The 13,368-nt window shown below is 69.3% G+C and carries 8 protein-coding genes; 2 read left to right on the forward strand and 6 right to left on the reverse strand.

What is annotated here, in order from left to right:
* The first annotated feature begins 4 nt into the window (after nucleotides 1-4).
* On the forward strand, nucleotides 5-193 hold the full coding sequence (locus VDQ83_RS08395; RefSeq protein WP_263395819.1) for a DUF2934 domain-containing protein: 189 nt from the start codon (nucleotides 5-7) through the stop codon (nucleotides 191-193).
* A gap of 9 nt (nucleotides 194-202) precedes the next feature.
* Nucleotides 203-2,377: a glycogen debranching protein GlgX gene (glgX, locus tag VDQ83_RS08400; protein WP_263395820.1), complete on the forward strand. Its 2,175-nt coding sequence runs from the start codon at nucleotides 203-205 to the stop codon at nucleotides 2,375-2,377.
* Nucleotides 2,378-3,006: 629 nt separating this feature from the next.
* Here glgX and VDQ83_RS08405 read toward each other — a convergent pair.
* From VDQ83_RS08405 to VDQ83_RS08430, 6 genes are all read right to left on the reverse strand, one after another.
* Entirely contained in the window at nucleotides 3,007-4,566 is a 1,560-nt protein-coding gene (locus VDQ83_RS08405; protein WP_455434562.1) for a serine hydrolase domain-containing protein, read from the reverse strand.
* A gap of 599 nt (nucleotides 4,567-5,165) precedes the next feature.
* Complete coding sequence (cobA, locus tag VDQ83_RS08410) at nucleotides 5,166-5,906, reverse strand: uroporphyrinogen-III C-methyltransferase (protein ID WP_455434670.1); 741 nt, start codon at nucleotides 5,904-5,906, stop codon at nucleotides 5,166-5,168.
* 481 nt (nucleotides 5,907-6,387) lie between these two features.
* A complete protein-coding gene (locus VDQ83_RS08415; RefSeq protein ID WP_455434563.1) occupies nucleotides 6,388-9,180 on the reverse strand; it encodes a nitrate reductase in 2,793 nt (930 codons plus the stop codon).
* Nucleotides 9,180-9,560 carry a nitrite reductase small subunit NirD gene (nirD, locus tag VDQ83_RS08420; protein ID WP_455434564.1) on the reverse strand — a complete coding sequence of 127 codons (381 nt, stop codon included), beginning with the start codon at nucleotides 9,558-9,560 and terminating at the stop codon, nucleotides 9,180-9,182. Before nirD ends, VDQ83_RS08415 begins: the two co-directional genes overlap by 1 nt.
* Before the next feature lie 3 nt (nucleotides 9,561-9,563).
* Nucleotides 9,564-11,981 carry a nitrite reductase large subunit NirB gene (gene nirB, locus VDQ83_RS08425; protein WP_455434671.1) on the reverse strand — a complete coding sequence of 806 codons (2,418 nt, stop codon included), beginning with the start codon at nucleotides 11,979-11,981 and terminating at the stop codon, nucleotides 9,564-9,566.
* A gap of 61 nt (nucleotides 11,982-12,042) precedes the next feature.
* Nucleotides 12,043-13,212, reverse strand: a complete 1,170-nt coding sequence (locus VDQ83_RS08430) for a nitrate/nitrite transporter (RefSeq protein ID WP_455434672.1) — start codon at nucleotides 13,210-13,212, stop codon at nucleotides 12,043-12,045.
* Nucleotides 13,213-13,368 lie beyond the last annotated feature (156 nt).

Consider the following 13,368-nt stretch of genomic DNA (forward strand, 5'->3'; position numbering starts at 1 on the left):
CGCCATGGACGCAGACACACGCAAGCGCCGCATCGAACAACTCGCACACGAAATCTGGGAGGCCGAGGGCCGGCCAGACGGCCGCGCCGCCCGCCACTGGGCCATGGCCGAACGCCTGGTCGACGCCGAAGCCCACGCCCCTGCGCAAGACCACTCGCTTTCTCCGGCCGGCAACGGCCCCGCCACGTCGTAAGGATTCCGCATGCCGCTTCGCAAGCTCGCCCGCCGCTCTCGCATCCGCGAAGGCCGCTCGTATCCGCTGGGCGCCACCTGGGACGGCCTGGGCGTCAATTTCGCGTTGTATTCGAGCAACGCCACCAAGGTCGAGCTGTGCCTGTTCGACGAGCGCGGGCGCGAGGTCGAGCGCATCGTCCTGCCCGAGTACACCGATGAGATCTGGCACGGCTACCTGCCCGATGCGCGGCCCGGCCAGCTGTACGGCTACCGCGTGTACGGCCCGTACGCGCCCGACGCCGGACACCGCTTCAATCCCAACAAACTGCTGCTCGATCCCTACGCCAAGCAGCTGGTCGGCGAGCTGAAATGGGCCCCGGCCCTGTTCGGCTACACCATCGGCCACAAGGACGCGGACCTGAGCTTCGACCGCCGCGACAGCGCCGCCTACGTGCCCAAGTGCGCGGTGATCGATCCGGCCTTCACCTGGGGCAAGGACCAGCGCCTGCAGACGCCGTGGGACCGCACGGTGATCTACGAGACCCATGTGCGCGGCACCACCATGCGCCATCCGTCGGTACCCGAGGCCTGGCGCGGCACCTTCTCCGGGCTCAAGGTCGACGAGGTGGTGGAACACATCAAGCGGCTCGGCATGACCGCGGTGGAGCTGCTGCCGGTGCACGCCTTCGTCGACGACGAATACCTGCTCAAGCAGGGCCTGCGCAACTACTGGGGCTACAACACCATCGGCTTCTTCGCGCCGCAGCCGCGCTACATGGCCACGCGCACCGTGGCCGAGTTCAAGCAAATGGTGGCGCGGCTGCACCACGCCGGGTTGGAAGTGATCCTGGACGTGGTCTACAACCACACCGCAGAAGGCAACGAGCTGGGACCGACGCTGTCGTTCAAGGGCATCGACAACGCCAGCTACTACCGCCTGGCGCAGGACCGCCGCTTCTACATCAACGACACCGGCACCGGCAACACCTTCGACCTGACCAACGCCGGCGCGCTGCGCATGGTCAACGACTCGTTGCGTTACTGGGTGTCGGAGATGCACGTGGACGGGTTCCGCTTCGACCTGGCCACCATCCTCGGCCGCGAGCACCACGGCTTCGATCCCAAGGGCGGCTTCCTCGACGCCTGCCGCCAGGATCCGCTGCTGAGCCAGGTCAAGCTGATCGCCGAACCGTGGGACGTGGGTCCCGGCGGTTACCAGGTCGGCGGCTTCCCGCCGGGCTGGTCGGAGTGGAACGACAAGTTCCGCGACAACGTGCGCGCGTTCTGGCGCGGCGACGAAGGCCAGCTGGCCGAACTGGCCACGCGCCTGACCGGCTCGGCCGACCTGTTCAACCACCGCGGCCGCCGCCCCACTGCCTCGGTCAACTTCGTCACCGCCCACGACGGCTTCACCCTGCACGACCTGGTCAGCTACGAGCACAAGCACAACGACGCCAACGGCGAGGAAAACCGCGACGGTTCGGACAACAACATCTCCGCCAACTACGGCGTGGAGGGCGAGACCGACGACGAGCAGATCAACGCGCTGCGCCAGCGGCAGATGCGCAACATCCTGGCCACGCTGCTGCTGTCGCAGGGCACGCCGATGCTGCTGGCCGGCGACGAGTTCGGGCGCAGCAAGGGCGGCAACAACAACACCTACTGCCAGGACAACGAGCTGACCTGGCTGAACTGGGACAGCGACGAGCGCGCGCAGCGGCTGACCGCGTTCGTGGCGCGCCTGACCCACCTGCGCGCGCACTACCCGCTGTTGCATCGTGCGCGCTTCTTCGACGGCGTGTACGACGAAGAGCTGGGCATCAAGGACGTCAGTTGGCTGGCGCCGGACGGCGAGGAAATGACCGAGGCGTCCTGGCACGACCCGCATGCGCGGGCGATGATGATGCGCCTGGACGGCCGGGCGCCGTCCAGCGGCCTGCGCCAGGCGGCGTCGAACGTGACCTTGCTGATGATCGTCAACGGTGCCGTCGAGGACGTGACCTTCACCCTGCCGCTGGTCGAGGGCGAGCATTGGCGCGTCCTGATCGATACCGCCGAGCGCGAGCACGAGCACGGCCTGCCGGGCGGCTCGCAATGGCACGGCATCGGCCGTTCGCTGACCCTGCTGGCGGCCGAGCGCGACAGCAAGGCCGCCGCGGCCCAGCACCAGAACGCGGCGCCGTCGCCGACGCCGGCGGCCTGAGCGCGGCGCAGGCGCAGGAAAGCGCGGCCGTTTAGAGCGGCCTTGCCGATCGCGCAATGCGGCTGGGCGTCGCTCCACACAGGCAGATGGCTGCGCGTGTGGAGCGATGCCGGTGGTTTCGGGCCCAGGTGGGTGACGGGACGCGAAAATTCAGGCTGCGTGCGTCACGAAGACGGTCGCCCCTCATAGGCAAGGGCCTTGTGAATCGTGGCGGCGTTGCTGATGTCCTGCGTCATCGGCTCGACCGGCCAGCCTTCGGCGCTCGTTTGTCGGCGGCGGCTCAGGTACAAGCGAGATCGCGGCCAGCACAAGCTGCTCAAGCTCGAAAAAAGGAGCTGGCCTCAGTGCAATCGCAAGCGTTGAAAACTATGCCTGCGAACTTGCGCCCGCTGGACAACCTTACCGGCACCTGTGGTCTCAGCACGCAGGGTGGCGACGCGGCTTCGGCAAGCTGGCGGACCGTTTCATAACCGACGCCGCGGGTGGCGCCAATGGCGGCGGACAGCTTTCTGCGAATCGCTCATTTCAAGACCTCACCGGCGGTCGGCAATAGCGCCGGGTCCGACAGGTGGATGGCATGGTGAATCCGGCGCCCCGTCGGTCGGATATTCGATCCTGCGCCGCGGCCTTCATTCGCGTACGTAATAGGTCACGGAGTTGGCCTCCGGGATCGACAGCGAGATGCCTCGCACCTTTCCCCACGCATCGCGCCGGAACTCGAACACGAACGCGTACATCCCCGCCAGAACGAATTGTGCCGGTCCAAGGGAGTGCAACGGCTGCGGCGCGTCCTGACCCGGCAACAGCACTTCTACCTTGTCGCCGGCGACCTTCACCTGCAGGGAGCCGTGGTCGAAGCTGTCGGCCGAGGCACGGCGCAGGTCCATCGGCACGCTGGTGTCCAGCCGGTAACGGCCGGCATAGTCCGGCGGAGGCGGCAACCGCGGCGCCACGCTGCGGATCGGCGGATGTGCGCCCAGGCCGATCGCATCGGCCAACGCGTTGCGGATCTCGAAGGACAGTTCGGTGCCGTTGCTTCCGTTGGTGAGGATCACGAAGCCGTCGCCGGTTTCCGGATACCCCTCGAAAAACGCCCGATAACTGTCGTTGGCGCCCATGTGGAAGAAGTGGCGTCCCGGACCGGCGCCACCCAGACGCGGCCCCAGCCCGAAAGGTCCCGGCGAGACCTCGGTCATCATCGCCGTCGCCAACGGCTGCGGCAGAAAATCGCTTCGGCCCTGGTAGCTGTCGATCAATCCACCGACCAGCCGCCCGAGATCGTTTGCCGTCGTCCACAAGCCCGATGCTCCGGCCTCGGCGAAGCTTTCCCAGCCGCGCGGCAAGGCCGTCGGTGCGCCGCTCGCGTCATGCGCCTTGGCGATGTTGCCGTGTTCGGCCGAGAGCGGGCTTTCGAAGGTGCTGCGGCGCATGCCCAGCGGCGCGAACACCAGGTCCTGGGCCACCTGCTGGAGCGGTTGACCGGTCGCATCTTCGATGACGGCCTGTTCCACGGTGACGCCGCCGCCGGAATAGTCATTGACCTGTCCTGGCGGGTGCTTGAACGCGACCGCTTCGCCGTTGGCCGGTGTCTGCCCTTCGAGCACCTGCACGAGGGTCGGCAGCGGAGCCTCGGGGCGATAGTCCGCGAAACCGTGCACGCCCAGGCCGGAGGTATGCGACATCAGCATTCGCAGGCTGACGTTCGGGCGGGGAACGTCCGCGGAGGTCGGCAGCTTCCAGCGCTTGAGGTAGTCGTCGACGTTCCGGTCCAGATCGAGTTCGCCGTGCGCGATCAAGCGCAAGGCGGTGGTCGCGGTGGCGACCTTGCTGATCGAACCGACCGAAAACAGCGTGTCGCCGTCGACCTTGTCCTGCGCATGCGCTTGCCGCACGCCGTAGCCCGACACCGCTACCACTTCGCCATGTTTCAGTATCGCCACGGCGACGCCGGGCACCTTGTAGTGGCGCATGCGTTGGTCGATCGACCATCGTGGCAAAGCCTGGCCGGGCGCGAGCACGCTCGGGCGCAGCCCGTGGTCCAGCACGGCGAGCGGATCCTGCGCGGGTGCCGACTGCGCTTGCGCGGTGGCTGCGGCGGCGAGTGCGAAGACAAGCAGCCAACGGCGGCGCGACGGGCTTGCCCAAGGTGCCAGAAGGCGGGGCATTCTGGCATCCGACGTGCTTTTCATTGCATCTCCTTCGACCCCGGGAGGGGCGGGCAGTCGGGTAGCGGCAGCGCCCCTTCGGCATCGTCGCATGGTTGCCGCAGGAAATCGCGGTGCGCCATCTGCGCAGGATGCACGGCCTGGCGGCATCCCAAGGTTTCCGGCGGTCGCGACGGCCCGGGCGACATTGACGAACAAGGCGTTCCTAGCCCTTGCGTCAGCGGCTCACCCATGTCGGATATCGCGATGGCTTCGGAGCATCGGCCCGGCGCGTTACATGACGCTGCAACGCCTTTCGCTTCGTTCGTCGCGGCTGAAGCCGCTCCTACAGGGGGATCGAGGCGCACTGCACGCATGCACTGTAGGAGCGGCTTCAGCCGCGACCGTATGTATCCGCAGCCGGCGCCATCGGAATTCAGGATGTCACGATGGTTCGGGGCCGACTTCGAGGCGTGATGCGATGACGAGGATTCGACTCCCCTCGTCGCGACTGATGACACTCCCACAAGAATTCGCGCATCTACGGCCATTCCGTATGAATGGCGAAATGTGTGGGAGCGACTTCAGTCGCGACGGGCTCTACCGGTAAGACATGTCGCGACTGAAGTCGCTCCCACAAGGGATCACGCGGTCGCCTGCAGTGCGTGCGACTGCGCGAACTGCTGCACCTGGGCCTCGCCCACCGCGCCACCGATCAGGATCACGCCTGGGACGCCGATGCCCAGGCCTTCGACGTCCACGGCCAGGCGGCCGAGCGTGGTCAGCAGTTGCGCCTGCTGCGGCAGGCTCGCCGACTGCACCACCGCCGCCGGCGTGTCGCCGGGCAGGTAACGCAGCAAGGCGGCGCTGAGCGCGGCGATGCGGCCCATGCCCATGTAGATCGCCAGCGTGGTGCGGGTGGCGCACAGTGCGGCCCAGTCCGGCTCGCCATGGTCCTGGGTGTGCGCGGTGACGAAGGTGATGCCGGGGCAGTGGTCGCGATGGGTCAGCGACATGCCCAGCCCCGCCGCCGCGGCGAACCCGGCGCTGACGCCGTTGACGATGCGCACCGCCACGCCCGACGCGCGCAGGAACGCGATCTCCTCGCCGGCGCGGCCGAACAACAGCGCCTCGCCACCCTTGGCGCGCACCACGTTGGCGCCCTGCAGCGCATAGCGCCGCATCAGCCGGCAGATGAAATCCTGCGGGGTGGAGCGGCAGCCGCCGCGCTTGCCGACTCGGATCACCCGCGCCTGCGGCGCGAACTGCACGATGTCCGGGTTGACCAGGTCGTCGAGCAGCAGCACCTGCGCCGCGGCCAGCGCCTTGACCGCCTTCAGCGTCAGCAGCTCCAGATCGCCGGGACCGGCCGACAGCAACACCACTTCACCGCCACCACGCACGCCGGACACGCTTGCATCGTTCATCGCAGACTCCACCCAGGAAGAAGGAACCACACCCAAGACATCGCACCCGCCTGCGCACCGCTGCGCGCATCCGCACCGCGTTTCGCATGCGCCCGCCACGCGCGCCGTCGCCGCGCTCTACCGGCGGCGCCGCGTGGGCCGCGAGCGCACGCGGCGTTCGTCGCTGCATCCCCAGCGGACACCAGGGCGGCGCGTGAGCCCCGACCACTCATGCGCAACGGGTCGTCGCGCACCGCAGCAGCTGCGGCGGCGTGTGCGAAGCGGGGTGATCTCGCGAGCGCCGGCACCACTGCGGCGTCCGCCCGCTGCACCTGCGACGAGCGCTCGTCACCAGCGCGTCGCTTCGCCTTGCCAGCCGAGTAGAACGCAAGGCGGATGCCTACAGCGTTTCCTGCGCACTCCGTGGCCGGCACAATGGCAACCTGCAAGCCGCAGCCGCTCATGCGCTTGCCGCCGTCGTGCACAGCCGCAGCACCTGCGGCATGCACGAGCCGCACACGCTGCCGCAGCCCAGCCGCGCGCGGATCTCGGCCGGCGCCGCGCCGCGCGCGGCTTCGCTGCGGATCGCCGATTCGCGGACCTGCGTGCATTGGCACACCACCGGATCGCGCGCGCCGCCGCCGGCCTGCGCGAAGGCCGCCAGCCGCGCGCCATACCAGACCTCGCCGCTCAGCGCGCGCTCCAGCAGCGCTTCGCCGCCGGCATCGCGCTGCGCGCCGGCCAACAGCAGGCCGTCGAGGTGGCTGGCCGGCGCGGCGCCGCGCCAAGCCACGCGCTTGAGCAGGCCACGGCGCGCGTCGCGGTATTCGAGGGTATCGGCGTCGCCGCCGGCCAAGGCCAGCGCCGCGGCCAGCGCCTCCAGTTGCGCGGCGGCCGGCGCCTGCTCGGCCGCGGCGCGCAACACCAACCAGGCCTGTTCCTGTTCGCCGCTCTCGGCCTGCAGGCTCAGCGCGGCGTAGCCGAAGTCGCGCAGCCACGGTTGCGCGGCGGCCTGCAGCGCGAGCGCGTCGCCGCGCCGCGCCAGCAGCAGGTGCCAGCCGAACTCGGCCTTCTCCACGCGCACCGCGGCATGCTTGAGCTCGGGCTGCTGCGAGCGCGCGTCCACCGTCGCCAGGCTGAGCTCGTTGATGCCGCCGTTGTCCAGGAACTGCGCATTCCAGTGCATCGCCGCGAACACGTCGCCCGAACGCATCTCCTCGCACGGCTCCAGCGGCAGCACTACGCTGCCGCGCTTGCTCACGACACGCACCAGATCGCCGGCGGCCAGCCCGCGCCGCGCCGCGTCCTGCGGATGCATGCGCAGGCCCGGCTGCGGACTGTGCGCGAACAGCCCCGGCACCCTGCCGCTGCGCGACATGCCGTGCCACTGGTCGCGCAGGCGCCCGCTCAGCAGGCGCAGCGGGAAGCGCGCGGAGGTGGGTTCGGCCACCGGCTTGTACGGCGTGGGATGGAAACGCGCGCGGCCGTCGGCGGTGGCGAACACGCCGTCGGCGTAGCGTCGCGCCTGGCCATGCGCGGCGCCGGCCGGCAGCGGCCATTGCTGCGGGCCTTGCGTCTCCAGCCGCGCATAGTCCAGTCCGCCGATGTCCAGGTCGCGGCCGACGCTCAGCGCGCGATGCTCGTCGAACACCGCCGCGGTATCGGCGAAGCCGAAGCGCGAGCCGGCGGCGGGCGCATCCAGCCGCGCTTCCAGCCGCCGCGCCACCTCGTTGGCGATCCACCAGTCCGGTTTGGCCGCACCCGGCGCCGGCAGCGCCTGGCGCACGCGCGAGATGCGGCGCTCGGAATTGGTCACCGTGCCGTCCTTCTCGCCCCAGCTCGCCGCCGGCAGCAGCACATCGGCGAACGGCACCGTGTCGGTCTGCACGAAGGCGTCCTGCACGATCACCAGTTCGGCCTGGCGCAACGCATCGCGCACCTGCGCGATGTCCGGCATCGAGTGCACGGGATTGGTGCAGGCGATCCACACCGCCTTGACCTCGCCGCGGCGCAGCGCATCGAACAGCGCCACTGCCGGCAGGCCGGGACGCGCCGACAGCCGCTCGGCCGGCAGCTGCCACAGCCGCTCCAGTTCGGCGCGATCGGTGGCGCTGGCGATCTCGCGGTGCGCGGCCAGCATCGTCGCCATGCCGCCGACCTCGCGCCCGCCCATCGCGTTCGGCTGTCCGGTCAGCGAGAACGGGCCCGCGCCGGGCTTGCCGATCTGCGCGGTGGCCAGGTGCAGGTGGATCAACGCCAGGTTCTTGTCGGTGCCGTGCGCGGACTGGTTCAGGCCCATGCAATACAGCGACAGCGCCGGCGCGTCGCGGCCGAACCATTCCGCCGCCTGCACCAGGTCGGCGACCGGGATGCCGCAGATGTCGGCGGCCATCGCCGGGGTGTACTCGCGCAATGTCTGCCGCAGTTCGGCGAAACCCTGCGTATGCGCGGCGATGAACGCGCGATCGATGCGGTCTTCCCAGATCAGGTGATGCAGCATGCCGTTGAACAGCGCCACGTCGGTGCCGGGCTGGATCGGCAGGTGCAGGTCGGCCATCGCCGCGGTGTCGGTGCGGCGCGGGTCGACCACGATCCAGCGCACGTCCGCATCGCGCGCGCGCGCCTCCTCGAGCCGGCGGAACAGCACCGGATGCGCATAGGCCATGTTGCTGCCGGCCAGCAGCACGGTCCTGGCCAGTTCCAGATCCTCGTAGCAGGTCGGCGGGCCGTCCGCGCCCAGCGCCAGCTTGTAGCCGGTGACCGCGCTGGACATGCACAGCCGCGAATTGGTGTCGATGTTGTTGGTGCCGATCAGGCCCTTGGCCAGCTTGTTGAAGACGTAGTAGTCCTCGGTCAGCAACTGCCCGGACAGGTAGAACGCCACCGCGTCCGGCCCGTGCCGTTCGACGATGCCGGCCAGACGCTCGGCCACGCTGTCCAGCGCCACCGCCCAGTCCACCGCACGGCGTGGTGCGTCGCGATGCGTGCGCAGTTCCGGCTGCAGCGCGCGGCCGTGCAGGCTGCGCACGGTCTGCGGCAGCGTGCGGCCCTTGCTGCACAGCCGGCCGTAGTTGGCCGGGTGTTCCGGGTCGCCCTCGATGCCGACGATGCGCGCGGCGCCGTCGGCGGCGTGCTCGGTCTCGATCAGCACGCCGCAGCCGACCCCGCAGTAGCAGCAGGTGGAACGGGTCAGCGTGCGCCGCGCGGCGTTGTCCGCGACCGCGCTCGCTGCCGGCACGTGCGCGCCGTCCATCACGCGGCGCCCTGCAACGACAGCCACACCTCGCCGTCGTCCACCCGCACCGGATAGCGGCGCGCGCAGCCCACGTCCGGCGCGCAGGCCTGGCCGCTGTCCAGGGCGATATTCCAGTTGTGCAACGGGCAGGTGACGCTGTCGCCGGCGACGATGCCCTGCGACAGCGGCCCGCCCTTGTGCGGGCAGCGGTCGACCAACGCGAACACGCGGTCGCCGGCGGTGCGGAACAGCGCGATCGGGTCGGTGCCGGCGATCTGCAGCACGCGCGCGCCGAGCGCGGGGATGTCGTCGATGCGGCAGATCCGGATCCAGTGGCGGGCGCTGGCGTCCGCGGCACTGCTGTCGGACGCGATGAGGTCGGAAGCGGCTGCGTGCATCGCTCAGTCCTCCACCAGCGCCAGCGGCGCGGCCACGCGCAGCGGCTGGAACTCGCGCTGCTTGGCCCCGGCGATGCGTTCGGCCCACGGATCGGGCAGGCCTTCCAGCGCGTACAGCAGGCGCTCGTACAGCGCGCGGCGGTTGCCCGCGTCCTCGATCACGCGCTGGCGGATGTAGTCCATGCCCACGCGCTCGATGTAGTGCACGGTGCGGTCCAGGTAGTAGGCCTCTTCGCGGTACAGCTGCAGGAATGCGCCGGTGTACTCCTTCACCTCCTCGGCGGTCTTGACCTTGACCAGGAACTTGGCGACCTCGGTCTTCATGCCGCCGTTGCCGCCGATGTGCAGCTCCCAACCCGACTCCACCGCGATGATGCCCACGTCCTTGATCCCGGACTCGGCGCAGTTGCGCGGGCAGCCGGACACCGCCAGCTTCACCTTGTGCGGGCTCCACATGTTGGCCAGCATGGTCTCCAAGTCGATGCCCATCTGCGTGCTGTTCTGCGTGCCGAAGCGGCAGAACTCGCTGCCCACGCAGGTCTTCACCGTGCGGATCGACTTGCCGTAGGCATGCCCGGAATTCATCCCCAGGTCCTTCCACACGCCCACCAGGTCTTCCTTGCGGATGCCGAGCAGGTCGATGCGCTGGCCGCCGGTGACCTTGACCATCGGCACCGCGTACTTGTCGGCCACGTCGGCGATGCGGCGCAGCTCCGAGGCGTTGGTCACCCCGCCCTTCATCTGCGGGATCACCGAGAAGGTGCCGTCCTTCTGGATGTTGGCGTGGGCGCGTTCGTTGATGAAGCGCGACTGCGGATCGTCCACCGCCTCGCGCGGCCAGGTCGACAGCAGGTAGTAGTTGATCGCCGGACGACACGTCGCGCAGCCATTGGGACTGCGCCACTGCAGCTGCGCATACACCGCGCCATGCGTGAGCAACTTGCCCTCGCGGATCGCCTGGCGCACCTCGCCGTGGCTGAGGTCGGTGCAGCCGCACACCGCCTTGGTCTTGGGCGTCTGCTGGAAGTTGGAGCCCAGGCAATTCATCAGGATCTGCTCGACCAGGCCGGTGCACGAACCGCAGGAACTGGCCGCCTTGGTCTGCTTCTTGACCTCGTCGACGGTGAACAGGCCTTGCGCGTTGATCGCCTTGACGATGGTGCCCTTGCACACGCCGTTGCAGCCGCACACCTCGTCGCTGTCGCGCATCGCGCTGGCACGGTCCTGGCCGGCGGTGCCGGCGTCGCCGAGCGCGCTCTCGCCGAACATCAGCCGCTCGCGGCGCTCTCCGATCGGGCTGGCGTCCTTGAGCAGCTGGAAATACCAGGCGCCGTCGTTGGTGTCGCCGTACAGGCAGGCGCCGACCAGCTTGTCGTCCTTCAGCACCAGCTTCTTGTAGACGCCGCCGGCCGGGTCGGACAGCACGATCTCCTCGCTGCCGTCCCCGCCCATGAAATCGCCGGCCGAGAACAGGTCGATGCCGGTGACCTTGAGCTTGGTCGAGGCCACCGAGCCGCGGTAGATGCCGATGCCGAACCCGGCCAGGTGGTTGGCGCAGATCTTGGCCTGCTCGAACAGCGGCGCGACCAGGCCGTAGGCGATGCCGCGGTGGCTGGCGCATTCGCCGACCGCGTACACGCGCGGGTCGAAGGTCTGCAGCGTGTCGTTGACCACGATGCCGCGCGTGCAGTGGATGCCGGCGGCCTGCGCCAGCGCGATGTTGGGGCGGATGCCGGCGGCCATCACCACCAGGTCGGCCGGCACCTCGCTGCCGTCGGAGAACTTCACCGCCACCACTTCGCCGTCAGCGTTGCCGACCAGTTCGGTGGTGGAGGTGCCGAGGCGGAAGTCCAGGCCGCGTTCGCTGAGCGAGCGCTGCAGCAGCTGCCCGGCGACCGGGTCGAGCTGGCGCTCCAGCAGCCAGTCGGCCAGGTGCACCACGGTCACCTGCATGCCGCGCTGCTTGAGCCCGTTGGCCGCCTCCAGGCCGAGCAGGCCGCCGCCGATCACCACCGCGTGGCGCTTGCGCGTGGCGGTATCGATCATGGTCTGCGTGTCGTGCATGTCGCGGTAGCCGATCACGCCCTTCAGCTCCTTGCCCGGCACCGGCAGCACGATCGGCAGCGAGCCGGTGGCCAGCAGCAGGCGATCGTACGGCGCCTCGGTGCCATCGGCGGCGATCACCTTGCGCTTGATCCGGTCGATGCGGGTCACTTCCTTGCCCACGTGCAGGCGGATGCCGTGCTCCGCATACCAGGCCAGCGGATTGAGCACGATCTCGTCGAACCGTTGTTCGCCGGCCAGCACCGGCGAGAGCAGGATGCGGTTGTAGTTCGGATGCGGCTCGGCGCCGAACACGGTGATGTCGTACATCCCCGGCATCAGCTTGAGCAGTTCTTCCACGGTGCGGATGCCGGCCATGCCGTTGCCCACCACCACCAGTCTTGGCTTGTTCATTCGCGTCTCGCTTCGGTGGAGAGGATCAGACCCGCGCCGCGCCGGCCGCGGCCCACTGGCTGCGCCAGTGCTGCTTGACGTTGGACAGCAGGCCCCAGGCCAGCAGCGCGCAGCCGGCGAACAGCCACAGCCCCAACGCATAGCTGCCGGTGTGCTGCTTGACGATGCCCAGCCCCGCGGCGAGCAGGAACCCGCCGATGCCGCCGGCCATGCCGATCAGCCCGGTCATCAGCCCGATGTCGCGGCCGAACCGCTGCGGCACCAACTGGAACACCGCGCCGTTGCCGGTGCCCAGGCACAGCAGGGTCAGCACGAACAGCGCCACCGTCGCCGCCGGACCGCCGACCCCGACCGCCGCGGCGGCCACCAGCAACGCCACCAGCAGATAGATCGACAGCAGCGTGCGCGTGCCGCCGATGCGGTCGGCCAGCGCACCGCCCAGCGGACGCATCACCGAACCGGCCAGCACGCACGCCGCGGTGGCCCAACCGGCGAGCTTGGGAGAGAAGTCGAACTGGTCGTGGAAGTAACCGGGCAAGGCACTGGCGAACCCGGCGAAACCGCCGAAGGTGATCGCGTAGAACAGCATGAACCACCACGAATCGCGGTTGCCGACCAGCACCCGCGCGTAGTCGCCCAGATGCTTGCGCGGCACCTCCACCGGCGCATCCTTGGCGAACGCCGCGAACACCAGCAAGGTCAGCAGCAGCGGGATGCAGGCCAGCCCGAACACCGCCTGGTAGCCGAACGCCGTGGCCAGCACCGGCGCGAACAGCGCCGCGAACACCGTGCCGGAATTGCCGGCGCCGGCGATGCCCATCGCCGTGCCCTGATGCTGCGGCGGATACCAGCGCGAGGCCAGCGGCAGCGCCACCGCAAACGAGGCCCCGGCTACGCCCAGCATCAGCCCCAACAACAGCACCTGCGCGAAACTGTGCACGCCCAGCTGCCACGCCACCATCAGCGCCACGATCACCAGCACCTGCGCCAGCATGCCCGCGCGCTTGGCGCCGATCACGTCGGCAAGCATGCCCAGGAACAGCCGCAGCACCGCCCCGCACAGGATCGGCACCGCCACCATCAACGCCCGCTGCTGCGTATCCAGCGACAGCGCCGCGGCGATCTGCACCTGCAACGGCCCGAGCAGGTACCAGACCATGAAGCTCAGGTCGAAATACAGGAACGCCGACAACAGCGTGGGCGTATGCCCGGATTGCCAGAACGATCGATTCATCCGCGCCATCTCCGAGAAACGTTGGACCGCAGCGCTGCACACCACCCGCAGCACGCGGTAGTCGAGGGGAGGGAAAAACAAAAACGGCGCCGTCCGGTTCGCACCGGAAGACGCCGT

The sequence above is a fragment of the Xanthomonas sp. WHRI 7945 genome (genome assembly GCF_035026585.1).